The 26,388-nt window shown below is 64.9% G+C and carries 13 protein-coding genes; 8 read left to right on the forward strand and 5 right to left on the reverse strand.

The window, feature by feature from the left end; translation table 11 throughout:
• Position 1 precedes the first annotated feature (1 nt).
• The 3 genes from HCH03_RS02020 to HCH03_RS02030 all read left to right on the forward strand — a co-directional run bounded on the left by HCH03_RS02020 (position 2) and on the right by HCH03_RS02030 (position 9,747).
• Positions 2–3,994, forward strand: coding sequence for a S8 family serine peptidase (locus tag HCH03_RS02020; protein WP_221688141.1), 3,993 nt, complete (start codon positions 2–4; stop codon positions 3,992–3,994).
• 48 nt (positions 3,995–4,042) lie between these two features.
• The gene (locus tag HCH03_RS02025) at positions 4,043–7,720 is read left to right on the forward strand and encodes a S8 family serine peptidase (protein WP_221688142.1); all 3,678 of its coding nucleotides are present in this window, start codon (positions 4,043–4,045) and stop codon (positions 7,718–7,720) included.
• Positions 7,721–8,193: 473 nt separating this feature from the next.
• On the forward strand, positions 8,194–9,747 hold the full coding sequence (locus tag HCH03_RS02030) for a catalase (RefSeq protein ID WP_221688143.1): 1,554 nt from the start codon (positions 8,194–8,196) through the stop codon (positions 9,745–9,747).
• Between the two features lie 752 nt (positions 9,748–10,499).
• Here the strand turns inward: HCH03_RS02030 and HCH03_RS02035 are convergent.
• Positions 10,500–13,031, reverse strand: coding sequence for an immune inhibitor A domain-containing protein (locus HCH03_RS02035; RefSeq protein ID WP_221688144.1), 2,532 nt, complete (start codon positions 13,029–13,031; stop codon positions 10,500–10,502).
• Positions 13,032–13,376: 345 nt separating this feature from the next.
• On the opposite strand from HCH03_RS02035, the gene HCH03_RS02040 reads away from it, so the two are divergent.
• The 3 genes from HCH03_RS02040 (at position 13,377) to HCH03_RS02050 (ending at position 18,314) form a co-directional block, all read left to right on the forward strand.
• Complete coding sequence (locus tag HCH03_RS02040) at positions 13,377–16,145, forward strand: hypothetical protein (protein WP_221688145.1); 2,769 nt, start codon at positions 13,377–13,379, stop codon at positions 16,143–16,145.
• A 461-nt stretch (positions 16,146–16,606) separates the two neighbouring features.
• Positions 16,607–17,266, forward strand: coding sequence for a DUF6323 family protein (locus tag HCH03_RS02045; protein ID WP_221688146.1), 660 nt, complete (start codon positions 16,607–16,609; stop codon positions 17,264–17,266).
• Entirely contained in the window at positions 17,259–18,314 is a 1,056-nt protein-coding gene (locus HCH03_RS02050; protein ID WP_221688147.1) for a DUF6179 domain-containing protein, read from the forward strand. The genes HCH03_RS02045 and HCH03_RS02050 overlap by 8 nt, the downstream gene beginning before the upstream one ends.
• Before the next feature lie 724 nt (positions 18,315–19,038).
• Here the strand turns inward: HCH03_RS02050 and HCH03_RS02055 are convergent.
• Complete coding sequence (locus tag HCH03_RS02055) at positions 19,039–20,199, reverse strand: Mbeg1-like protein (protein ID WP_221688148.1); 1,161 nt, start codon at positions 20,197–20,199, stop codon at positions 19,039–19,041.
• Between the two features lie 590 nt (positions 20,200–20,789).
• Here HCH03_RS02055 and HCH03_RS02060 point away from each other — a divergent pair.
• On the forward strand, positions 20,790–21,980 hold the full coding sequence (locus HCH03_RS02060) for an MFS transporter (protein ID WP_246599462.1): 1,191 nt from the start codon (positions 20,790–20,792) through the stop codon (positions 21,978–21,980).
• A 126-nt stretch (positions 21,981–22,106) separates the two neighbouring features.
• Here HCH03_RS02060 and HCH03_RS02065 read toward each other — a convergent pair whose 3' ends face one another.
• From HCH03_RS02065 to amaP, 3 genes are all read right to left on the reverse strand, one after another.
• Positions 22,107–22,631, reverse strand: coding sequence for an Asp23/Gls24 family envelope stress response protein (locus HCH03_RS02065; RefSeq protein WP_221688149.1), 525 nt, complete (start codon positions 22,629–22,631; stop codon positions 22,107–22,109).
• Positions 22,632–22,729: 98 nt separating this feature from the next.
• Positions 22,730–23,122 (reverse strand): DUF2273 domain-containing protein, encoded by a 393-nt coding sequence (locus HCH03_RS02070; RefSeq protein WP_221688150.1) that lies wholly within the window; start codon positions 23,120–23,122, stop codon positions 22,730–22,732.
• 12 nt (positions 23,123–23,134) lie between these two features.
• Positions 23,135–23,758 carry an alkaline shock response membrane anchor protein AmaP gene (gene amaP / locus HCH03_RS02075; protein ID WP_221688151.1) on the reverse strand — a complete coding sequence of 208 codons (624 nt, stop codon included), beginning with the start codon at positions 23,756–23,758 and terminating at the stop codon, positions 23,135–23,137.
• A 280-nt stretch (positions 23,759–24,038) separates the two neighbouring features.
• Here amaP and HCH03_RS02080 point away from each other — a divergent pair, with 280 nt between their 5' ends.
• Entirely contained in the window at positions 24,039–26,294 is a 2,256-nt protein-coding gene (locus tag HCH03_RS02080; RefSeq protein ID WP_221688152.1) for a lectin like domain-containing protein, read from the forward strand.
• Positions 26,295–26,388: the final 94 nt, after the last annotated feature.

The raw sequence follows: 26,388 nt of genomic DNA on the forward strand, positions 1-26,388 counted from the left end.
CATGCGCACTGTCGTGAGAAAGGCCGTATCCCTTGCGAGCGCCGTGGTCCTTGCTGCGGCACTCGTTCCCGTCCCGGCAGGTGCCGAACCGGCTCCTGCCGCCCAGGCGGCTCCGGCGTACGGCGTCGACCTTTCCCGTCCCTATGCGGAGGGCGAGGCAGTCGTGCTGTATCTGCCGGTCGAACAATCTTCTGCGGCGCGCGGCCGCAACGCCTTGGAAGCCGGTTCGGCCGCCCTCGAGGCGGACGGGTTCTCCGTCAAGCAGGACTTCGACGTGACTGTCGACGCGGATACGGCGGAGGAGAACGGCTTGGGCGACACGCTTGGCGCAGCGGACGTCGCCAACGTGCTTGCCGCTGAGGTCGATGCCGGCGCCGCGCAGGGGCTGGCGGTTGCGCGTTCGGTGCGCGCCGCGTCGGACGGCTGGGGCTCTGCGGCCGATACGCCGGCCAAGACGGCCGTGCGCACGGCGTCCGAGAACGCTCGCGTGGCCGTGGTGACCAAGGAGGGCGCGAGCACGGCCGACCTCATCGCCGAGCTGCAGCAGCGTCCCGACGTGCTCGTGGCCGAGCCGAACTACCAGATAGAGCTGGAAACCGACGAAGGCGTCTCGGAGATGGCGGAAACGTTGGAGGCCGAGGTGGCGCAAGCAAGCGAGGATGCCGCGGCTGAGGTTCTGGGAGACGGCGCTGCGGCATTGAGCCAAGCGAGCGACGCCTTCGACGCGCAAACGACGCCGTTCGTGACGAACCAGAAAACCCCCGACCTTCCCTACGATCTTACCGACGACCCGTGTGCGCCCGACAATCTCTGGTCGCTCGTCGGCGTAAACGGCATCGACTTCCCGGCGGCCTATGAGGCGCTGGCCGCCGCCAAGCCCGATCCGGTCGTCGTCGCCGTGATTGACACAGGCGTCGACTACCGTCATCCCGATCTTGCCGGCAGCATGTGGACGAACCCCGGAACCATCGGTTTGCCCGGCGCGCACGGCTACGACTTCGCCTGCAACGACGACGACCCTCTGCCGGATCTCTCTTACCACGGCACGCATGTTGCGGGCACCATAGCCGCAACCTGCAACAACGGCACAGGAGTCGTTGGAACGTCGGGCGGAGCCGCGCAGATCATGGCTCTCAAGATCGCCGATGACGTCAGCGAGGGCCTCACGTTCACCGATGCGGCCGTCGCAAGCTACCAGTACGTGCTCCAAGCGAAGAAGGCGGGGGTCAACGTGGTGGCCATCAGCAACTCGTGGGGCGACTGGGGCACGTCGCTTATCCTCGAGTACCTGATCGACCAGTTAGGGCGTGCTGGCGTCATGAGCGTGTTCGCGGCGGGGAACGCCAGCAGCGATGCCGACGAATCGGCCCACCTCGAGGCCAGCAACACAAGTCCCTACCTGCTCTCCATCGCGGCCAGCACGTCGCGCGGCGACCTAGCCTCGTTCAGCGACTACGGGGCTGCTAATGTCGACGTGGCGTTTCCCGGTCACGAGATACTTTCAACGTATCCGACGGAATCGGATAAGTTCGCGGCCGCGTCTTACCTGCCGACGCTCGCCGGCACCACCGTCATCAAGCCCGGCGAGGAACGTGAGGGGCAGGGTGCGAATTACTTCTACACCTCGTTCGCCGATGCGACGTTGGACCAGTTCGAGACACAAGCTGCCGAGGGTACGTTGCGGATCTCCGACGGGTCGGATCTCGCCGGCTACGCGGGAACGGCCGGCTTGCGCGTGGATAAGCCGGAGGGGGAGAACGTCTCGTTCTCTTTCCGCATCGAAAACCCGTTCTACCAAGCGGCGCAGGTTCCCGATGACGTGTGCTTCGGCATTACGGGAGGCTTGGTGTCGCCGAGCGACGGCGTAGCGTATCTGAGCGTGACGATGACAGGCGGCGTTGCCGGCGAGAGTTTGAGCAGGTTTTATGCAAGCCGGAACAGCTTCGCTGCGACACCTGTTGCCATCGATACCAACGAAGAGGTCGTCGTGGTCAACATTCAAGTTCTCGGCTCGAAATCGGTGCCGGGCGCGTGCTCGGTCAGCGTGGGCAACATCGGCATCGGGCGTGCGCCGGACCTTGCGGCGGGGTCCTATCTCCAGGCTAGCGGCACCTCCATGGCCGCACCAGCCGCGTCGGGTGCCTATGCCGTGCTGGCCGCGCTGTACGGCGGCGCAGGCGGAGAATCCGTCCTCGACCTGCGCGGTCGCCTGCTCGGCTCCACCGATGAGCTGCCCGAGGGACAGAAGCCCGTCGCCACGAACGGGCGCTTCACGTTCGCCCGTGCGCTGGGAGCCGACCCCGCCCTCGCGCCCACCGCTTACAGCGTCAGGCGTGTCGGCGACGCGCTGCAGGTGAGCGGCCGCGCGCTCTCCGGCGCCTCCGTCGTCCTTGACGGCGTGGACGTGGGGTCGGCGGTGAGGGCTGCGGATTCGAGCGACCGACATCTTGAGTTGGCCTGGGAAGGCGTCGAGCGCGCCTTCGCCCAAGCCGGAAAGGTCGTGCCGGCCAACGCCACGGTCGCGTACGCAGTGCAAACAGACGGGCGCACGTTCACCGGCCGATGCTTCCTCGAGGCTCCGGACGAAGGCGGTGCGGCGCAGCCGGGGCTCGTGCAGCTGGGCGCGCTGCCCCGACGGGGCGAGGCCACGGTCAGCGGCGTGCTGCTGGCCGACGCCGAGAACCTGTTCCTCGTCGACGCGCTGGGACGGTACCTGTACCGATGCGACGATCCGGAAACGGGCAGGTGGACCGAGCTAGCCGCGCCGCTCGACGCTTCGGGCACGACCGCCTGCTCGTTCGCCTACGCCGACGGAAAGCTGTACCGTTTGAGCAACGAGAGCGAGCCTGCGGTGCCTGACAAGTATTTCGTCTACAACCTGCGCTATACGCTGGATTCCTACGACATCGCCGCCGGCACGTGGTCGGACAAGCAGGTGGTGGTGGAGCAGGACGGAGTTACGCTCGATCATGACGGCAGCAAGGACGTCACGCTGGGCGCGTACAACGGCAAGCTCGTGTGGGTTCGGGATGGCAGCAGGGCAAACCCGAAGACCGATCCGTACGTCGTGACGTTCTACGACCCGGCAACCGGCGAGCAGACGGAGGCACCCCTTCCGCAGGAGACGGTCGACCGAGCCCTCACGTTGGGAAGCCGCACTCTGTTGATGCAGGTGGAGGACAAACTGTACCTGCCGATGTATGAGTCCGACACCGACGGGGATGGGATGACGAGGCTGCACATGCTGGCCTTCGACGGCGAAGCGTGGGCCGACGAGGCCGCGAGCGGGTTCGTGCCCGAGCCGGTGGCGTCCAAGGCGCCGAGCGCCGCGGCGGCCGCCGGAAACGGCGTGGTGCTCGTGAACGAGCCGCTGGACGGCACGGGTTCGATGACGTTCTACCGTGCGGAAACCCGCACGTTCGAGGCGCTCCCCTGCGCCACGAACACCACCGACATGACGGGAAGCTCCGTCTGCCTCGGCTCCGTTTGCTACACCGTGGCAAGCGACGACGAAGGCACCGGCCATCTGCACCGCCTGCCCGACGCGGTCGTCCTCGCCTCCAACGTGTACGAAGCGCAGGCGAACGCAGGGGAGGGCGGCACCGTGAGGGTGTCTGCGGGTGCGGCGGGCGCGTCTGCGCAGCGCGCTTCGGTGAACGTGCGGGTGGGCGACCTGGCCACCTTTGCAGCGGTGCCGACGCAAGGCTACGCGTTCTCGCGGTGGGTGGACGCTTCAGGGGCCGCGGCGGGGACGGAGGCGACGCTCGCGCGTCGGGCGACGGCGCCGCTCGTGTTCTCGGCGGTGTTCGCGCCGACGGGCGTCGACCCTGCGCCCAACCCGCCCAGTCCGGTCGACCCGCATGCGGGCGACGAGGCTCGTCCGCTCGCCTCCACCGGCGACGGGTCGCTCCCGTTGGCGACTGTCGCGGCGGCGGCCTCCTTGCTGGCGCTCCTCGGCTTGGGGGCGGCGCTCAGGCAACGAAGGAACGGTTAGCGGATTGCCAGTCCTGCCCGAAAAGCTGCTTGAAAGGACGCTTCGACCATGCTTCGCAAAATCCTCTCCCTCTCCTGCGCGCTTGCCCTCTCCTGCGCGCTCGTTCCCACCGCCGCGCTGGCTTCGCCGCCTGCCGCGCTCTCTTTGTCGCCGGTCCTTGCGAACGCGACGGATGCGAGCTCTTGGTTCACTGAAGAATCGCTCGCCGAGTTGCTGGCGGCGGGCCCGTATGTCGAAGGCGAGGCTATCGCCGTGGTGGACAACACGGCGACGGCGCCCTTGGCGCGCAACGGCAGCCCGCTCGACTTCGCCGAGCCGCTCATGAACGTGACGGCTTCGGCCTATCGGGAAGCGACGGGCGAGGCCGTGGCGAACGAGGCGGCTCTCGGCCAAGGGGTTTCCGCCTATTCCCTCTCCAACGATGCGCCGGCGTCCGCCGGTGCGGAGGGCGTTGGCGCCGCATCCATCGTGCTGGTGAAGCAGGCGGGCACCACGACCGAAGAGCTGCTGCGCCTGCTGGCGGAGGATCCGCGCGTGGCGTCGGCCGAACCGAACTACACGATGCAGCTTGCCGACGCGGACGACGCGTCGGGCGCTGCGGAGGTGTCGGCGGCCTTGGCTTCTGCGAACGACCTGCCGAACGGGGTGGAGGCGATACCCGACCTCACGTCGTACCAGTGGGCTAGCGAAAACTCGGGCGAAACGATGGTTTTGCAGCATGACGACAGCGTCACGCAGCCGGGTTTCGATATCAACCAGACCGGCTGGAACACGCGGGAAGCCAATGCGGCCGGCACGGTGGCCGTGTTCGACACGGGCATCGATTACAACCACCCCGATCTGAAAAGCGTTATGTGGGACGGCGCGTCGCTGCGGGAGATCGTCGGCGAAGGCGGTGAGTACGGCATCAACGTGAGCGAAAACGGCAAGGGCGAAGACGAGATCATGGATGACGATGAGCACGGCACGCACTGCGCCGGTATCATCGCGGCCGCTTGGAACGGCCAAGGCACGAGCGGCGTGGCGAACGGCGTCAAGCTCGTGGGTGTGAAATACCTCGACGGCAACGGCAGGGGCACGCTGGGCGGCGAGCTTTGGGGCTATGCCTATCTGAGCGAAATAGCCCAGGCGACCAACCTCAAGGTCATCAACAACTCGTGGGGCGGCTCCAGTCTGTACACGGCGATGCGCCTTGCCATCACCCAGCTGGGGGAGCAGGGCGTCGTATCGGTGTTCGCCACCGGCAACGACTCCCACGACACCGACGAGCTCCCGGCCACGAACTCGGCGCTGGCCAACAATCCCTACGCGGTCGTCGTCAACGCGTCGGACAGCACGGGAAAGCTGGCTGCCTACAGCAACTACGGGGCTTACACCACCAACCTGGCGGCACCGGGAAGCTCCATCCTGTCGACGGTGCCCACGAACAAGACGGTGAACTACTTTCCCGAGGCGGTGGCGCCCGACGATCCGGCGAACGCGCCGGTGGCATTCGAGACGTACAAAGACGGCGCGTCCTCTTGCGCCAGCCTCGTGGCGGACGATGAGCAAGGCAATCCGACGGATATAGGAGGGGTGGAAGACTCGATCCGCTACGATGCCGGCTCGGGAGCCTTGCGCGTTTCGCTGTCTCAGATGAACGAGGTGAGTGCCGACGATCTGGCGCAGCTCGCCTGCGCCGTCGGCACCAAGGCGCTTTCGGCTCGATCGTTCGATGTGAAGATGCGCGTTGACGAAGACGACCTCGACAAGGCGACGTACTTCAGCTTGCGCTGCACGAACCCCCAGTTCAAGGAGGCCGATCCTGGTCGGGTGTACGTGGGCATTTCCGGCATAGACGCGGTGGACGAAGGCGGCCGAACGGTTTTCGCCGTTAACGAGAGCCAGGCTGCAACCGCTCGCTTGCGTATGGTCGACGGCTGGTCGATGACGACGCTCAACGTGAAGGCCCTGATCGAGGAAGAGGGCGTGCGGGAAGTCGCTCTCGACGCCGACGGCTGCATGACCGTCCATTGCGTGGCGCTCCTTCCCTACGATTTCGCCGCCGCGCCGACTGCCGACTCCCTGGTTTTCGACTGTTTCGGCGTGGGGGCGGGCGAGGGTGCGCTCGGGTCTTATGACGTCTTCAGCGGCACCTCGATGGCCGCTCCGGTAGCCACGGGAGCGGCGGCCGTGCTGGTCAACGAGTACGACGAGAAGACCAATGACGAGATCGCGCAGCAAGGCCCCGACGCGCTTGCCAAGGCGGCCGCTTTGCGCGCCGCTCGTTTGCGGGGCGCGGTGAGCGCGCTGCCGGCGTTCGAGGGCACCTGCACCACGGACGGCCATCTGGATCTTGCGAAAACCGACGGTGAGCGCGCCCCCTCCATCCTGACGATCGGGGCGGGCGACGGCGGCGATACGGTGGCCGTGTCGGGCTACTTCTTCGGCGCCGGCTCGGGCGCGCTCGCACTGAACGGGGAACCGGCCGAGATCGTGTCGTGGGAAGCGAACAGGGTGCTGGCGAAGCGTCCCGCCGATTTGCAAAGCGGCGTGGTCGAAATCACCCTGACGGCGGAAAACGGCACGTCGGCCCGCGCCAAGATGAGCCTCTCGCTGCCCTCCGTGCCGCTGTCCGCGAACCTGTACGAGAGGAATCTTCCCTCGCCCATGGGTGCGGAAGGCTTTGCCGAGCGCGACGTGGATGTGTGCGCGCTTGAGGCATGCGGTGGCGATGTGTACCTGCTTGGCTCTCAAAGCAACTATTTCCTTGCACAAGGCCTTTGGCGTTTCGACGTCGAGCGAAGCGAGTGGAGCTTGTGTGCCGATCTGCCCCAGGAGCACGTGCAGTACGCGTCCTTGGCAACCTGCGAGGGAGCGCTGTACCTTCTGGGGTCGTTCGTCGAAGAAGACACCGGCACGGTCGTGCAGCAAGCATGGCGCTACAATGCGGCCGCCGACGGCTGGCTTGATGAGGCGGTCTGCGAAGAAGGTTCCAAGCTGTCCACCCTTGCCGCTTTCGAAGGCGGGCTGGTGCTGGTAGGGGGCACGGACGGAAACGGCGATATACTGGGCGTGCGAACGTACGATCCGCAGTCGGGCGCGGGCGACGAAGTGCTGGCGTTCGAGCAAGTGCTTCTGTATCCCCAGGTTGTAGCTTCGGGCTCGTTGTTGTATGTCTCCCAAGGCTTCGATTCAGACTTTGATTTCCAGGCAACGACGCTCATGCGCCTGCTCCATGCGAATGGTGCATGGACGGTCGACGACCTCTCCGCCATCGTGCCCGCGGACGACGACTCCCTGTACTATCCCGTTCTCGCCCTTGCGGGCTACGAGGGCGGTATGGCTATGGTCGGCCTTCCCAACAAGGGAGCCGACACGGCGCTGCTTGGAAACGATGCGCAGGAGCTCTCGGCGTTTCCCAAGGCGCTTTCCTCCGAGCGCGTGCGCCGGCCTGCGGCCGTTGCGGTGGGCGGCTATCTGTACGCGCTCGGCTTCTCGACGTACGAGCAAGGAGGCATGGTGTTCCGCGCCACCGCCTTGGGCGGCGGAGGCGGAGAAGAGGGAGGCGGCGGGAGCAGCGACAACGGAGGAGGCGAGGGGAGCGAGGGCGCCGCCGCCGGCTCTGCCGAGCCGTCTCCGCTCGTGAGCACCGGCGATTCGCTTGGCAGCGTGGCGATGGCCTGCGTCGTGCTGGCGGGCGCCTGCGCCCTCGCATGCCTGCGCCTGCGCCCGCGTCGCCGCTAGTCGAACCGCTCCCAAAGGAGCCGGGCGCCTTAAGAGGCATCCGGGTTCTTTGGGGACATGCTCTCATAGCTTTCGCTTCCCGCATCCTTGGGCGGTTCGTTGCAATGCTTCTTCAGTATGGATGCAGCGAATACGAGCCTTGCGCAAAGAGGCGGAATTGCTCGGACAAGAAATCGTCTCGCGATTACTCGGGAGGTATTCTGGGAGGTATTCGTTTTAAAACCACCTTCCAAAAACCTTGTCCTTTTATATATGAGTATATAAGTTATATTTTAAATCTCCATAATAGCGTTTCACGTGAAACACATTGTCAAAAAATCATTCACATATTTGCAACTGTGTTCTTATTGAGAATCAGTATCAATAAGTCTAGCAATACTTGACCGTTCGCATGTACGATGGTCCCATCGAAAAAGCGGGGAGTCCAAGACTCCGCCCAACATCTCAACCAACGATGAGAAGGGGACGAAACCATGACCGACCACATCGACACCACGAAGCTCTATTCCGAGAACGGCGCGCCCGTCGCCGACAACAACCACACCCTCACGGCGGGCGAGCGCGGCCCCATGATGCTCCAGGACAACTGGATGATCGAGAAACTGGCGCACTTCGACCGCGAGGTCATCCCCGAGCGACGCATGCACGCGAAGGGCTCGGGCGCGTACGGCACCTTCAAGGTAACCGGCGACATCAGCCAGTACACGAAGGCGGCCGTGTTCCAGCCCGGCGCCGAGACCGAGGTGTTCGTGCGCTTCTCCACCGTGGCCGGTGAGCGCGGCGCGGCCGACGCCGAGCGCGACATTCGCGGCTTCGCCATCAAGTTCTACACGCCCGAGGGCAACTGGGACCTCGTGGGCAACAACACGCCCGTGTTCTTCCTGCGCGATCCCAAGAAGTTCATCGACCTCAACCATGTGGTGAAGCGCGATCCGCGCACCAACATGCACTCGGCGCAGAGCAACTGGGACTTCTGGTCCAGCCTGCCCGAGGCGTTGCACCAGGTGACCATCGTCATGTCGGATCGCGGCATCCCGGCCAGCTACCGCCACATGCACGGCTTCGGCAGCCACACCTACTCGCTCATCGACGAGAACAACAAGCGCACCTGGGTGAAGTTCCACCTGAAGACCCAGCAGGGCATCAAGAACCTCACCGACGAGGAAGCCGCCCAGCTTATCTCAGGGGATCGCGAGAGCCACCAGCGCGACCTGTTCTGCGCCATCGAGCGCGGCGAGTTCCCCAAGTGGACGTTCTCCATCCAGGTGATGGACGAGGAGACGGCGAAGAACTACAAGGAGAACCCGTTCGACATCACCAAGACGTGGAGCCACAAGGAGTTCCCGCTGATCGAGGTGGGCACCCTGGAGCTTAACCGCAACCCCGAGAACTACTTCGCCGAGGTTGAGCAAGCCGCGTTCGCGCCGACGCATCTCGTGCCGGGCATCGGCCTGTCGCCCGACAAGCTGCTGCAGGGCCGCCTGTTCGCCTACGGCGACGCGCAGCGCTACCGCTTGGGCGTGAACCACAACCATATCCCGGTGAACCGTCCGCGCTGCCCTTACGCCGAGTTCCACCGCGACGGGGCCATGCGCGTCGACGGCAACTTCGGCGGTGCCATAGGCTACGAGCCCAATAGCTACGGGCAGTGGCAGCAGCAGGCCGATGCGGCCGAGCCGCCGCTGGACCTGTTCGGCCCGATGGATGCATGGGACCCCGCCGACGACGCCACCGATGACACGTTCTACCAGCCGGGCGACCTGTACCGCCTGATGGAGGAGCCGCAGCGCGCAGCACTCATCGACAATACGGCGCGGAACATGGACGGTGTGACCGAGAACATCCGCCTGCGCCACGCGGCCCACTGCTACAAGGCCGACCCCGAGTACGGCGATCGCCTGGCCGCAGCGCTGGGCGTGGACGCGAACCGCGTGCACGAACTGGCCGCGATGACCCACGAGGAGCGCATGGCCGCCACCGGCCAGCAGGTCCCCGCCCGCAAAAAGGGCGGCGAGGTGCGCGCTTAACTTCTCCGCAACGCGCGTCGGCAGGGGCGTATCAAAGGGACGCACCCTCCCCCTGCCGATGTGCACCCTCGACGATGGGGTGCGTCGATGACGTTTTAGCGGCGGAGCGCAGGGGATCGGTGCAAAAATCACCGAAGCCCCCCTCCTTGGAGAGCCCGCAGGGCGTCTCGTTGGTTTTGAAATCTCGCGACCTGCGGAAACGCATGCGGCATGCGAAGACGGGCGCGCGGAGGGACCTTGGCGCGCGGCCCGGGCGGGGGACGTCGGTGATTTTTGCACCAAACGCAGGATTCTCTATGCTAAACCACCGTTGACACGCACCCGGCCGGGTTGTCATCCTAAGCGGAGGCGGCGCGAGCCGCGGGATCCTCCGTCCCCGCTTCGCGGGGCCTTCCTGCGCCCGCTCGCTCAGGGTGACAATGCACTGGCTTGCGTATGCCTACGGTGGTTTAGCATAGAGGCCGGGTTTTCCGCTGCTGAGTCGCCGCTGGCAGCCCGTTCGAGGCCGCGCGGCGCCACCTCGCCGTCGAGCGCTACGCAGAGGCGCGTCGATGGCGGCTTGACGGGCGGAAAAGGGCTTGTCGGCACCTTCGATACGGGCCCGTTTTGCGTCCGGCCGCGCGTCACTCAAAATCTCATGCATCATCACTGAATTGTAAAAGTGACGAGGCGAATTTCTTCAGCGAGAGCTTCGCTCGAAGCCTCACTGAAGGCTTCACGGCGTGCGGAAAGTATGAAAGCTTGCGGCTTCTTTACTCGCTGCGGCGAAGACGTGCGCGCGCTGCCGTGAGTGCGCCGGCAGCGGCGAGCGCCAATCCCGCCAGGGCGATGCCCGCATCGCCGTCTCCCGACTTGGGGAGCTCCTTGACGGTGGGGCCTGCGTTGCCGGAGGGCTGGGCACCGCTCGCATCGCCGTCGACGATCTCCGCCTTCTGCTCGAACACGGCGAAAGGCGACAGCTCGTCCACGACCATGTTTGCGCGCCCGTCCTGCACGACAACCTTCGTCGCTTCGAGCGCGCCATCGGCCTTTTGGTGCACCATCCAAACCGTCTCGCCCTCTCGATCGGCACCGACCGAGAACGACACGGAGAGCGCGCCGGTGCACGGGACGCCCTCGCCGGTTGTCGCATCGACCACCGACACATTCGCGCCGACGAGGAACGTTCCCACCTGGTCGGATGCCGTCGCGAGCTTCGCAACCTGCTCGTCAGCAAGGGCCGAGAGCGCAATGGAAGCCTGCGTGTCCGCGAGAAACGCCCCCGAAACCCCGACCTGCGTTCCGGCAAGCTCGGCGGTCAGCGTGCGCTCCTCGTAGGAGGGCTCTTCCGGCAGGTCCACCGTCACGCTCATGGTGCCACCTGCAACGTCGTTCACCGTCAGGGAGATACCGGAATCCACGCGCTCGTCGGGCGTCTCGCAGCCGTTGTAGAGCGAAAGCGGCAGGAGGCCGTTCTCCCAGTTGAATTGCGTGCAGAAAACGTCGTTGAAGAAGGGGCGGGATATGAGCGGGTAACCGTCGTTGTAATCCGTTCCCTCCGGATAGACGGGCATGATGCCCGGCCGGTGGTCCACCGTGTTGACGGTGTTCGCCATGGTGTTGTCTTCGATGCCTGTTTTGCGCTCGTCCACGACTCCCTGATCGATATGCCACACCACGATGCCGCCCGTTTCGTTGTAGTATTCCGGCCTTTCCTTGTGACGCTCTGCGCGGTAATAGGCTGTCAGCCCCCTGTCGAAGCTCTCGAACTGGCGGTTCTCCACCAGATAGTACTCGTCGGGCGAACTCGTCGGAATGCGCAGGCATTGGTATCCCTCGTCGCTCCAGAACGTGGACACGTCGTAGGTGCCGTCGGCGGTCACGTCCACGGGCGTGACGTAACCCAACTCCGCCAGACAGTACGGATCCAAACCCACCGGGGTGAACACCGACGTGCCGTTTTCCTCGTATCTGCCCCAGCTGCCGCCCGCCATCAAGCTGATCGCATTGACGTCGTACTTGATCCAAGGGAATTCTTCGATGGTCCCTCCGCTGGTGGCGGAGTAGCGGGTGTCGTACAGATCGGGAAGCCCCAGGTAGTGACCCAGTTCGTGCGCCACCGTGCTGAAAGACATCGGCTGGGCGGGGAACTGTCCTTCGACTTTGAAGGTTTCGCCCATGGTGATATAGGAGTCGAACTCGATCCCTTTGATCGTTTCGGGTTCGAAGTTGTCTTTGTCCATGCTGGACAGATCCCATTGAAAGCACCACTGAGCTGGCACGTTTTCGCCTGCCGAGGCTTCGTATCCTGCCACGATGAACAGCAAACACGCCTCATCCCTGCTCAGTTTGCCGTCTTTGTTCGTGTCGTAGGCTGCGAAGTCGATGTACTCGGATGCCTTCTCAAGGGCTTCCACGTACACCGTACGAAGATCGGCGGCTTCGGGGCTTTTGAAGTCGGGGCTGCGCCAGTTGCCGTGATTGCGATCAAGGGTCACGTGGATGATGCCGTCTCCGGCTGCGTCGTGCCGATTGGTGTTGCCGTCTTTGCCGCACACGCTCGTCTCTTCCGTGGCGGGCACCCAGGAGAACTTGCCGTTCGACATGGTGGCGTAGAAATTGGTGATGCTGTTCCCGCTGCCGTAGAGTCGCTCGTGCCAATCGTAGTCGTCGTGGTAGCGCTGCTCGGCTGCGGTCCACTGCGCCTTGTTGCCCTTCGAGTCCGTGTAATTGATGGTGGCGTCGGGTCCGTCGGGGCTTTCGAACCCGATGACGATGGTGATGAGCGGCAGCGAGGTCTTGGTCTGCACTGCCGGGTTCAAGCTGTAGGCGTTCGCGTTGGACGACCCCTGCGCGGCTTCGATGTCGTCGAGTGTCAGCACCTCGCCCGTCTTGTGCGTCTGGCCGGCGTAGGCGGACCCGTTCAGCGCGGCGTAGGCCGTCTTGCCCGCGTCGTCCGCCAAGGCAGCAGGGGTCAGCGCGTCTTCCGGTGCGACGCCGTCGGCGCGCGGCCCGAACGCGAAGCCGGAGTCCGCTTCCGTCACGTAATACCACGCCTGGTCGAGCGGGTTCTTCTGCACAAGGAAGCCGTCGGTCGTCCGGACGTAGTGGAAGTACTCGTCGCCGCGCTGGCCGGCTTGGAAGGTTGCGCCGTCGGGCTGCGTGTAGCTTTGCTCCACCTCCAGCGCTGGCCCGGCGAAAGCTATGGTAGGCGCAAAGCAAAGCGCGAACGCCACGGCAAGGAGGGGAAGCAGGGGAATCGCGCGCTTTTCGAAACGGGTTGTTTTGCGTGCTTCTTGTTGCATGGTGCTCCCTTTTCGATGGGTTTTACGGTGCGGCATCAGCCATTTCACAACAATTATCGAGCAAGGATACATCATGGCGCGGTTCGATTCGGGGAGCGCTCGCGAGATGAGGCGTTCGCGCCGTCGTTTGCGTCGTTCATGCGGGGGCGAAGGGTTGCTCGGGGGCAGGGTGCTCCTAGGGCGCTACGTCGTTCATGTCGCGTAGGTTACAGTTTGGGACAAATTCGAAGACGTCGCAGAAACAATCCCTACTATTTCGCTGGAGGCATACGTATGCATAGTTGCGCACACACTTGGGCAAAGCGTCGAGCGGTGCGCATCGAACAGGAGAATGAGAGGCTGCTTATGGGGCGTTTGGGCAGAAGACTGCGTGAGAAAACGGCAAAGGCGGGTTCGGTCGCGCTGGCCGTTGCGTTGACGATGTCGTTGGGCGGCACGGCGCTCGCCTTTGCCGACGAAACGGACGAGGACGCCTCGGTCGGCCTTCCGGCCGAGATAGACGGGCAAACCGCCGCAGACGACCCGACGGCAGCGGACGATCGGCCCGAGGCGGACGTTCCGGCCGAAACCGACGGTCAGGACTCTTCCCAGCCCGAGGCCCTTCTCGCCAGCGAGCAGGCGGGCACCCCGTTGGAGGCCGACGTGGGCACGCTGGCCCTCACCACGCTGTACGTGTCGTCCACCGGCGACGATACCGTAGGCACCGGCGAGGCTTCGGCTCCGTACGCGTCGCTTGCGAAGGCGGTCGCCGTGGCATCGTCGGGGTCCACCATCGTCATCATGGACGACATCGTCGCCACCGGGTGCGCCCGCATAACGGACAAGGACCTCGTCATAACGAGCGCGACGTCCACGCCGGTGACCATCACCCGCGGAGACGGTTTCGCCGTCATACGCGACACCGCCCGAAGGTGGTACAACCCGGCGATGATCGAGCTGACGGGCGATACGAACGCCACGATTTCCAACATCATCTTGGACGACGCGGGGAAGTACCAAGGAACGCTGTTCACCGCCCAAGACACCGCGGGCGGCAGCTCGGGCGCCGAGAACTCCATGAACACCGAGCGCGTCCAAGACGCGATAGTCGCGCTGTACGCCGTCAACGCGGGCTCGTTGACGCTCGACAACGCGCAACTCAAGAACTACGGCGGCCTGTCCGCCATCCGCGCGACCAACCCGAACGCGCGCGTGAACATGACCAACGGAAGCACGATAACCGTGGATCTACCTTCCTACGCAAGCGGCAGCGGCAGAAAGGGCGGCGTGTGGCTCCAGGGCAACAGCGTGACCTTCGAGATGCAGAGCGGAACGTCGATAACCAACCTGTACAGCTACGCGATCTTCCCTGAGGGCTCGACGGTGAACATGAACGGGGAGCTCTCCCGCAACCATTCCACGGCCCTTGCGAGCAACGGTGGAAACGTCGTCATCGGGCCCGACGGCGTGGTCGCGAACAACTCCGGCGGCAACACCGGCGGCGGCGTGTACGCCAACACGGGCTCGACCCTGGTCGTCAAAGGCAAGATCGTCAACAACTCCGGCAGCGGACGCGGCGGCGGCCTGTACGTTCAAGCCAACGGCACGCCTTCCACGGCTACGCTCGAGGAGGGCGGGGAGATATCGGGCAACACGAGCCTTTCCCCCGGCGCCGGCGTGAACGTCGACCAGGCGTCGAACTTCATCATGAACGGCGGAACCATCACCGGCAACAAGGCGCTCATCGGCTCCGGCAGCGGCGTGTACCTCAGGCGCGGCGCGCAGTTCGTCATGAACGGCGGGAGCCTGCTCGGCAACGGCTCGAGCGCGTCGACGAAGGGCAAGGACATCGCCCTCCAAACCGAGTCCACCAGTTGGGGCCGCATGGGATCCGTCACGTTGAACAGCGACGCCCCGACGACGGTGGGCCCCGACCAGGTGTACTACGAAGATGAGAAGAAGTGCGTCTACTATGCGGGCAGCAACGACAAGCTGACCGTGGGCGACTTGAACGCTGCGGGCAGGACGGCGATAAAGGCCGACGTTGCCGCCGCCGGCCTCACGTACCTCGAATCCATGGTGGTCAGGCCGGAGTACGAAACCACCGACCTGGAGATCACGAAGCCGTCTGCGGCCAACGCGACGGACCCGTTCTACGCGGCCGTCGTGGAGACGGACGCCTTGGGCGTTCCCGTGGGAACCTATTCCTACCATATGGTGGACGTGGCGCCTTCGGGGAACCTTTCGGTTTCGATTCCCTCGTCGACGTCTGCGGCGGGGCATGCGGTCGCCATCGCCCAGGCTCCGGGCCCGGTTATCACCAAGCAGCCCGAGGACGCGAGCGTGCTCTACAACGAAACGGCTACCTTCGAAGTGGCGGCGGAAGCGCCGTCCGGCACGGTGAGCTATCAGTGGCAGAAGTCGACCGACGGCGGTGTGACGTGGATCGACGTTGTCGGCGCGAACGCGGCGACCTACACGACGCCGGCGCTGATCGACACGGACAACGGGAACCTCTACCGTTGCGCGGTTGCCTGCAGCGCCGTGAACATAACGCTGCATAGCGACGCCGCCTCGCTTGCCGTTTCGCTTCCCATATCCGTTTCGCCCAGCAGCACATTCGAGCAGGGGAAGGCTCCCGACACCACGGTGACCGTGGGCTCCTCTTTGTCGGTGAAGGCCAGCCTCAACTTGGACGAGGTCATCTTGGATGGAGCCGTGTTGACGGAGGGGACGGATTACACGTCGGCGGACGGATCCATCATCATCAACCTGCCGGCAAGCTACCTGAACACGCTGGCGGTGGGCACGTATACGCTGGAGGTCACGACCAAGAACGCTCCGTACGATGGGCTATCGGCCCGCACGGACCTCACGGTGATTCCGGCGATCACGCCCCCCGGCAACGACATCACCGGACCCGGCGAGGATGTTCCCCAGCCCGGTGGCGGCACCGGCGATCCGACGGTCCCGCCGTCTGCGGGCGGCGCCCTTAGCGGCAAAACCGCTCCGCTGATGCCCGTAACGGGCGACGGCGCGGCCGTGCTTCCCTTGGCCGTTGCGGCATTCGTCTCCTGCCTGGTCGTTTGCGCCGGTGCGCTCTTGGCCAGGAGGGCAAGGCGCTCCGCCAAGTAGCGAACGAACCGGCCTGCAACCAGGCTGACCGAGCCGACCAGGCTTGGGTAAAACCGAATCGCCCCCGCTTCCCGAGCCAACGAAAGGTTCGAGAAGCGGGGGCTTTTTTGCGCGCTGCGTCGTACAAGCCGGGGTGGTGCAACCCTTCGAGGCTCGTCGCGGCGTGCTCGCATTGCGGCAGCACGGAATTCGACGAAAGCCAGGCGCAGCTCAACACGGCGGGTCTCACGTTCCTCGACTTCGACTGGGCTAACCGCAGCGCCACCGTGCCCGCCTGTAGGCAGTGCGGGCATATCGAGCGGTTCCTTTCACGGATCACCGACTTCCCGCCTGAGCGCAAAAAGAGGAGAAACCGTAGTTTCTCCTCTTTCAACAGGGCATATAATACCATAAATTCCGTTTAAAGTCGAGTCGTGCATACCTGCGCGGTTCGCGGTATAACCCGATGCGAGGTGATGCGCATGGGTTTCGATCTGTCGATTCCGCCGCAGCTGCAAGGGGCCGCTGCACGGGAGGATCTGGCTGTTTGCAACAAGGCCACGGCGAAGTACGGACTGCGGTTGACCGAGCAGCAGGCGTTGGGGCTCGTGCAGCGACGCGGCGAGGCGCTACGCGCGACGGGACGCGTGGAGTTCGGCCGCGGTGTGATTCGCGAGCTGGTGCTGGGGTTCTGCGACTCCCCCTATCTTTCGCAGGAGAATTACGAGGAAACGATCGCCGACGTGCAGGACGTGTTCTACCGTCGCAAGGAAGACTCCGAAGTCGGGGAAGCCATGTCCGACGACGACCTGGTGGCGGCGTTGCGCTACGCGTTCGATCACGAGGCGGGCGGGTCGACCGACGTGCTGGCGGATATGCCGCTTGCGGCGCTTCGCGCGCATGCCGAACGCGGGCGGACCGGCGACTACGACGAGAAGACACAGAACGAGGAGTTCGAAGAGGAGGCAGCCCGTGACGGAGCCGAGGAGCGCGTGCGCGATGAGCTCAGCCGCGCGTACGACGACGAGCGGTGGGAGCGGCCCGGCAACGATTACGCCGCCGGTTTCTACGACGGATACAACGAGCTCTACCGTATCGGTTTCGACTCCAACAGCCGCATCGGAGGTTCGTCCCTTGGCTGATACAGTGGGCGCGGGGGATGCAGGCACGGTAGCGCCCGTTGCCGGGGCGGCGCGCGCGGGCGGCGATTCGCGGCAGGTCGAGCGCGGGGCCTACGGAGGTTCGGCAGCGCCTTCGGCGGTGACGGTTGCCAGCTCGACGACAGGTGCTGTCGGGCGCGGGGCCGCCGGGGCGGCGCTCTTTGCGCCTGCGGACGAGGCGGACTTCCAGGCGGGTCTCTGGCGGGTGCTGGCCAAGCAGGTGACGCTCTACACGCTGGGCGAGAGCAGCTCGCTTCCCGAGTACGACGCCCACCGGTTGCTCGCCTCGACGTGCTTCGTGCTAGGCGTCGACCCCGACGATCCGGATCCCGCCCTCATGCGGGCCATCGTCGCCGAAGGTGCGGAGGCAACGTTCGAGCGGGAGGTTCGCCTTGTCGAGCGCGAGGCGGAGCGCACGGACGGACTGTGGCGGGAGGTCGCCCTTACCACGCCGCTGCTGGAGAGCGTTGCTTTGAAGGACACGCTGGAGAGCTTGCGCGGCTTCCGATCGCGCTATGCGCCGCGATTCTTCGCGCACGAGATACCGGCCGACATCGACTATCCGCTGGCGGAGCCCGTGCCTGAAGCGGTGCAAGGCGTGCGGTACGTGAACGCGTACCTCGAGCGGCTTTTGATGGAGAACCGCTTCCTGCAGAGGTTCGATCTGGAACGCTGCAAGGGCGTGCTGCGCGCCGTGCACCCCGATTACGGCGAGCTTATCCTCAACCTGTTCGAGCCGGTGGCAACGAACGCCGTTGGCTGCGCGCTTGCCGGATGCGACGTGCGGAGCCTGCGGATGGACGACGCGGGTTACGCGCGCATGGCAACATCGTTGCAGGGGAAGCCGGTGCGGCGGGTGCGTGGCGAGCTGGAGGCCGCCGCTCTGCGCGCATGCGGCGAGGTCGGTTTGCGCGCGCCTGACGACGAACCCGTGCGCAGCTACGTGGAGAAGCTTGCGTCCCGCTTGGCACCGCGGTTGCGCAACGCCCTTGCGCACGACGCGCTCGCGGGCGTGTTCGTGCGCTGGTAGTTTTACCCGGAGATCAAGCGGGACATGCGGACCGGGTTCGCCTCAAAATCCGCTCTCGGCGACCTTTTCTGCTAAAAAATCACGTTTGTGCATGATCTTATATGAGAATAATGAAAAGCACGTCAGTTTCATCTGGCTTTTTATTTAATGAGAATGAAACTTATAAATAAAAAGACCCAAATAATCGTTCACAAACGCCATTTCGAAGCAGAAACAGGATGACTCTATGTTAAACCAGCATTGACATTACGCAGGCCAGCGCGTTGTCATCCTGAGCGAGCGAAGCGAGTCGAAGGATCCCGCGCGGCGCCAGCCGGATGCGCCCCGGCTGGCGCCGCACGGGATCCTTCGACTCCGGCGGCTTTCGCCGCCTCCGCTCAGGATGACAACCCGGCCGGGCGCATGTCGACGCTGGTTTAACATAGAGCAGGATGACAGTCTGGCCGGTGTTCGGGATGGCAGCCTGGCCGGATGCGTGGCAATGGCAGTTTAGCAGCGGACAGGAGGACTCGGCGCTTTTCCGCTTTGATCGGGTGCAGTGGGCACGCCCCTCGGCGTTGACCGCGCTGTTCAAACACGGTGGACGCATTCTTCGAGGCTGAACGCCGTGCTGCGTTCGGCGCGATCGCGGTTGTCTTGCCGAATGCGGGGATCGTGAGCCTTCGGCGCGTGCTCTGCGGTTCGCCTTTGCGGCGCGACTGCACGAAACGATGTCGGCCGGCTTTCAGGCACGCGAACCCGGCCATCGGCTCGCCACGCCATGGGTGAGGTGGCGCGCGGTGATCTCGGTGAGGGGCTTGAGGGCCGCGAGCAGCGTGGCGCGCGTGGCGGGGTTGATGCGCTTGGCGGCTTCCGCCACGCGCGCGATGGCCTTCGCGCCGCCGCTCAGCAGGTCGGAGGCGTCCTGCGCGCCCGATGCCTCCACGGCTTCGAAGAACGCGTCCACCACCACGGCCGCCTCTTCGTCGCTGAACCCGGCCAGCCACTCCGTGAACACGGCGTCGGTGAGCTGCGCGCCGTCGGTCAGGGAGTCTAGGTAGACGAAGTCGTCGCCTGCCACCTCCCAGGTGAACACGCTGTGCTGGTCGATGCCCCTGGCGGTGCTCTTCACCACGCGCGGCACTGCATGCGATTCCATGAGCATGCCGATGATCGAGTCTTGCGGCACGGTGCGGTGGATGCGGCTTTCGAGCGTCGCCCAGTCGCCGGGCTCGAACGTGCCGGCTTTGAACCCAGGGCCGTCGTGGGTGTACACGCGCTCTATGCGGTCCTGCACGGCGGGGGAAGATTTCAACGCGGCGTACGCTGCCAAGTTCCCGCCCTTCGAATGGCCGCCCACCATCAGGCGCTTCACCGGTCGCGACGCGACGGCTTGCAGATAGCGCGCGGCTTGCTCCTGCGCGGGAACGGGGGAGGTGTAGGCCATGTTGAAGTTCTCGCGCCAGCCGGTGAGCGAGGTGTCCGTGCCGCGGAAGCCCACATAGGCGAACTCCTTGCGGTAAACGAACGTCATGGCGGCGAACTGGGTCTGCCGCTCGGTGTCGAACAGGCTCAGGTAGTCGCGCACGCGCACGTCCCGGAAGCGCGGGCTGGCCGCCAGCGCCAGCAGATTCTGCTTCACCAGATCGGGCGCGAGTCCGGTGAACATGGTGGGGTACAACTCGGCGCGCAGCGCATCGGTGAAACGCACGGCGCCTCGTGCCGGCGACAGCAGGTTCTCCACCACGGTGCCCAGATCGAGAAACGTTTTCCGCTCGCGCAACGCCGGCACCACGCCTTCGGCGCGCACCATGCAGAACTGGGAGAGCACGGCCGAATCCACCGGATTGAACGGCTTCTCGTCGAACGGGGCGAACTCGGTCGCCAGATAGTCGAGCAGGTTCATGCGGACGTCCTCTCGAGCGGATGAATGTTTCCCTGCCATTGTAGCCGGTGCGATTGCGCCAAGCGAACGGACTTTCGTCCGACAGCGCGCCTTTGCGCGCTGTTAGTCGGAAACGCGATTGGGGCGCACAACGACGCTGGCTGCGTTGAATGCGGTCTCGGTTCGGCCGTTAGGTCGGTGGTTCACGGCCCGAAGCGTCCATGCGACACGATCGCATTTTGAGCAGCCCCGCCGTTCGGGGTGACGAATGCAGCCGTTTGCGACTCGCCGTTCATTTGCATCCGCTAGCCCTAAACGATAGGTTTGAACAGGTAATATGCTGCACGCTTATCCAGGTCGGCGAGATGTGTTCGGGCGCTAGCCGAAGAAATGCGACGCAGGCGAGCGGCGTCGAGCGACGTGTGGGACGCTGTGGTGAAATGACGTATCTTTTAACCGGCAACGCCATCGGCTCTTGGGGTCGTTGGCAGAAGCGGAGGTAGAGTATGCGGAAGACCACGGCGAACGCACCTCAGGGAGAACGGAGAGCGCGCCGCGTGCATCCTGCGTGGCTCATCTTGATTGCCTGTTGCTTTCTACAGGCTGGCGGCATGGGCACCATCAACAACGCGGCGGGCATCATGGTTCCCGCCGTTCTGGGCGACCTGCAATTCTCGCAAGGCAGCTTCATGCTGTACTTCACTATCCAGGGATTATGCATGACGGCGGTGCTGCCAATTGTCGGCAAGCTGCTGTCGAAGGTGAGCATGAAGGTGCTTGTGAGCGGGGGTATGGTGGCATGCGCCCTTGCCTTCGCCTCGATGAGCCAGTTCAACGCCGTGTGGCAATGGTATGCGGCGGGCGCCGTGCTGGGCGTGGGGATGGGATTCTCATTCCTTCTGCCCGCGCCGGTTATGATAGGCAATTGGTTCAAGAAGAAAGCCGGCTTGGCCATGGGCATTGCCATGGCGTGCTCCGGGGTTGGCGGCGCGATCATGAACCCGTTGGGCGGCATGCTCATCCAGACGCTCGGGTGGAGGCCGTCGTACGCGATACTTGCGGGTATCGCAGCCGCCCTTGTTCTGCCGTTCTCGCTCTTCGTGATGAAGACCAAGCCCGCCGACCCCCTTGGAGCTTACGGGGCGGAAGAGGCAGGCGATGCCCAGGTGGGTGGAGGAGCGGGCAAAACGGGCGAGACGAGCGGGGTTTCCGCAGGCCGGGCCGTACGCTCTTTGGCGTTCGTGTGCGTGTTCCTGGTGGCCGGCGCTGTGTCGCTCGATAGCTCGTTCATGCAGCTTCTGGCTACGTTCGCCGACACGGCGGGGTTGGCGGCCGTGGCCGCGTTCATCCCGTCGGTTGCCATGATCAGCAACATCGTGGGCAAGCTCGTCTTGGGATGGCTCAACGATGCCGTGGGCACGCGCAACGCCACGGTATGCGGATTCGCCGTGGGTCTCGTGTCGTTCGTCCTGTTCCTGCTGTCGCGGGGCAACGTTCCGCTCGTTATCGCGGCTGCTGCGCTGTTCGGCGTGCTCACGGCCATGGTGACCGTGAACGTGCCCCTTATCGTGCGTTCCGCGTTCGGCTCGAAGGACTACAGCTCCATCTTCTCGTACGTGAGCGTGGGCACGTCGCTCATCGGGTCGGTGGGCGTGGCGGTGTACGGGTTCTTGTTCGACGCCTTCGGCTCGTACGATCCCAGCTTCGTCATGGGCATAGCCACCTGCGTCGCAGGGGCCGTGCTGGCGATCGTCGGGGTGGCTGCGGCGAAGGGCCTGCGCGAGCCTTCCCGGGCGTCGTAGGTTGCGCGGTGCGTCGCCGTTTCGAGGCGTGCGCGAAACAGCATAAGGCCCGCTCTCCCGAAGGAAAGCGGGCCTTCGCCGCGTGCGGACGGGTCGCGCGCGGCTCATGCGACGCGCGGGAGTCCTCTACTGGTTGTTCGAGGAGCCGCTCTGCCCGTCGTCGTTGTTGTTGTTGGAGCCGTTCTTGTCGGCGTACTCGTCGGGGGTCATGACGTCGACCACGTTGACGGTCATCTCGATGACGTTCAGGCCCGTCATGTCCTTGATGTCTTTGCCCACCACGTCTTTGATCTGGTCGAACACGTCCACGGCGGACTTGCCGTACTCCAGGATGATGTCGAGGTCGACCTTGGCGTTCTGCTCGTCCACCACGTCGGCGTCCACGCCCTTCGTCTTGTCGTCGCCGCCCAGGCCCTCCTGCACGCGGGAGAGCAGGTTGCCCTTCATGTCGATGATGCCGTCGATCTTCTGAGCGGACTTCGAGGAGATCTTCTCCACCACGTTCTCGTCGATGACGAGCTTGTACTGCGGCTCGGCCGGGGCGCTGGAGACGCTGGAGGCGGAATCGGAGGTGTCCATCGAGGCGTACGGGTCGTACGAGCTCGTGCTGGAGGTGGAGGCGACGGGCTTTTCCATAGTTGCTTGGGTCATGATCGTGTCCTTTCTTCGGGGTTTCCTTGCGGGGGTGCGTGACGTGCGGCCTCGCCTCGCGCCTGCTTGCGGGCGCGAGGCTCGGCCGAACGGGGTCGCTAGTTTACGCGGTCGAGGAAATGCCGCATGCGCTCGCGCGTGGCGCGGTCGCCGTCGCGGTACTTGCCGACGACGACGCCGACGGCTGCGAACACGGCCAGCAGCACCGTGGGCCAGAAGCCCACGATGAGGATGAGCGCCGCCGCGACGAAGCCGATGACGCCGTACAGCACCGCGTGGCTGTGGTTCTCCACGTAGGGCGCCATGGCGCGCTTCATGCTGGCGTACACGCCGCGGTCGTGCTTCGTCTCGGACGCGGCGTTCGCGATGACGTCGGACGGCGTGTCGGCGGGGCGGGGGGCGTCGGCATCGCGGTCGCGCGACGTCGACGCGGCCGACGGGCGCGCCGTGCCGGAGGCGCCCATGTTCATCTTCATAGCCGATTGTGTCATGCCTGCACCTCCTTACTTGCCCACGGCATGAGCCGGCACGGGCTGGGTCTGGTGCTGGCGGCTCGTGTCGTTCGTGTACTTCGTTGCCTGCTGCGTGAACGCGGGCGTGACCACGTCGGCGTCGCCGGCAAACGTGATGCGCACGGAGTCGACCGGATATCCGGTGAACGCCTCGAGCGTCGCGGCGATCTCGTCCTGCAGCTTCGCGCCCAACTCGCCCAACTCGGCGTTGCGGCCGGGATCGATCTTCGCGTGGATGGCCATGCGCGGGTCGTGCTTGTGCGTGATGTCCACCTTCACGTTGTTGACCGAGAGGCCGTGGTGGGCCTCCACCACATGCTTCACGGTGGACTGGATGGCGTTCTGCGTGATGGCGATGCTGCCGTTGTCGCGCTCGAGCTCAAGCTGGGAGTTGCGCCCCGGCGCGGTGAGCGCGCGGATGAGCACCACCAAAAGGCCCACTGCCGTTATGCCCAAGAGCACGGCCTCGACGACGTAGAACCAGGGCATGGCCATGAGCCACGCGATGGCGGGGTACAGCGGTTCCCATGCGAACCACAGGGCTGCGAGCACGCCGATGCCCAGCACGGCAGCCACGACGAACACGATCATGCAGAAGCGTTTGAACTTTCCCATGTATGCCGCCTTTCTTTCTCGTGCGCGCTTAGCGGTCTCGCGGCGCGCTGTCGGATGGAGTGCGACCACTCTAGGAGAAAGGAGCGGCGGAGGTAAGCGGTTGTACGGACTTGCGGCCGGGCGATTGCCGGGCCGTAGGGTTCGCGCGCACCGCAGGCCATCGCGGCGTTCGTTTCGCATGAGACGGCGTTCGTGTCGCTTGGGGCGGGCTATGCGCGAAGGCGACGGCGTTCCTTCGTACAATGTGAGCCCGATGAAGTTTCCGAGGAAGGGGCCGACCGTGGAACGGTTGTTGACGAAAACGCGCGCTGCCGGGCGCATGCTCTTGGCGCTGCTGTTGGCGACGTCGCTGGCATCATGGACGCCGGGTCGCGCATGGGCGGACGAGTCGAGCGGCGTTGCGGCGCTTGCGGAAAACCTAGCCGGCTACAGCGACGAGATCGAGGCCGTCATGCGGCAGGCCGCCGCCGAGGGGGTCGACTCCGTCGATGCCTTGAACGCATATCTGCGGCAGGCGTACAACAGCGACGAGGGCGGCGTTGCCCCGCTGTCGAACGAAGGGTTGCCCCCGCGGTACTTTCTGACGAACTTGGGGCAGGTCACCAGCGTGAAGCTCCAGCATCCTTGGGGCTCGTGCTGGGCGTTCGGGGCCGTTTCCGCCCTTGAGTCGTCGGTGCTGAAAGCTCGAGGGCTCGGCGGGGACGACGCCGTGTTCTGGAGCGGCGAGGACGTGAAGCCACAGCTGTCGAATCTGACGAACGAGATCGATCTGTCCGAGCACACCGTGGCATGGTTCGCGCACCAGCCGCAGACGCAGGAGAGCGGCGGCTCGCAGGCGGGCGAGGGAACCAGTAGGGCCGGTGCTGCCGACGGCACCATGACGAACGGCACGCAGCTTGGGGGCGGTTACACGGAGCTCGCCGAGGCGCAGTTCACGGCATGGCAGGGCGCGGCCTTGGAAGCCGACGCTCCCTACACGTACCGCACCGACGCCGGATTCTTCCACCCGGATGCGGCGAAGAACGATATTCCCTGGTGGCGCTTTGACCGCAGCAACAGCGAAGAACCCGATCCTGCGGATGCGACCGACGCGCGCAACAAGGATTGGTCGCTCGACGACAGCGTGCGCATGAACGATGTCGTGAGGGTGCAGGGCGTGCGCAACTTGCCCGTGCCGGTGAAGACGACGCTCGGAAGCGAGGGGCCCTCCACCTACGACGGCTACGACGCGAGTGCGACGGAGGCCATCAAGCAGGCGCTCATGGAGGTGGGCGCGGTGTCCATAGCCTATTACTCTCCCGGCTCTCATCCGTCCGACATCAACCCCGACGGATCGTATCCTGACGCCGGCGAGTACTTCAACTACAAGGAATGGTGCCAGTACGACAATCGCACGGCGGTGAGCTCCAACCACGAGGTGACCGTCGTCGGCTGGAACGACAGTTACCCGGCGAGCAACTTCAAAGGCACGGTAGGCGGTTCGCCGAAAGATGAGAACGGCAATCCACTCAACGGCGCTTGGCTGGTGAAGAACAGCTGGGGGTCGAACGACTTCTTCACCGCCGCGGGATATCCCGAAGACGACTTGAAGTGGGGCCTTGAAGACGAGAACGGCAAGCACACCGGCTTCTTCTGGCTGTCGTACTACGATCACACCATCACGTCCGCCACTGCCTACGAAGTGGCCAAGGCCGACGAGGCCTTCGCCCACAACTACCAATACGATTACCTGGCAACGAGGCAGCAGATCCCCGCCTTGGTCAAGGTGCCGACGCCCAAAACGGAGGTGGCGAACGTGTTCACCGCGCAGGGCGACGAGCTGCTGCGGGCCGTGTCGGCCCACACGTTCGCGAAGAACGCCACGGTGAACGTGAAGGTGTACGTGCTGGACGAGGGCGAGGCCTGGCCGGGGGGCGGCACGCTGGTGGCGGAGCAGCAGGAGGTGTTTCCCTTCGGCGGGTACCACACCATCCACCTTGCCGAGCCGGTGAAACTCGCCCAGGGGCAGCGGTTCGTCGTGACGGAGAACGAGCCGACGACCCGCGCTAATCCGCAAACCGGCGAGTTGGAAGCAGCTGCCTACCTGCCGCTCGAGACGGTGCTCGACGCCTCGCTGCCAAATCAGGACCTCAGTCCGACGAAGGTGATCGCCAACGAGGGGGAAACGTACATCACCGACGACGGCGAGCACTGGTACACGCCGGCTGAGCTCGAGAAGGCCACAACCGAGGCGATGGGCGGCCTCGCGCTGTACCACTACGGCAACGCCATGATCAAGGCGTTCACCGACGACGACTCGGACCCGGCTCCGAAGCCGGTCGACCCCGTTCCCGTCGACCCCTCGCCGGGCGGCGATCCGCAGCAGCCCGGGGCCCTCGAGCCCGAGCGCGTGGACTTCGGGTACGCGGAGGCGAAGCCGCTCTCCAAGACCGGCGACGCCGCAACGCCGGCTGCGGGCGCGGCTGCGACGCTGGCGCTGGGCGCGCTGGCCTCGGCGGCGGTTGCGGCTTTCGCGCTGCGCCGCAGGCGAGCGTGAGAGGCAGGCGACCGAAAGCGTCTCCCTGCTCTCGCGAACGGCAGCTTGACGGCTTATGCGAGCTGTAACCGTACTGTTTCCTTGCCGGTCGGTG

Source organism: Gordonibacter massiliensis (ex Traore et al. 2017), from assembly GCF_019731765.1.
In the GTDB taxonomy this organism is placed as follows: domain Bacteria; phylum Actinomycetota; class Coriobacteriia; order Coriobacteriales; family Eggerthellaceae; genus Gordonibacter; species Gordonibacter massiliensis.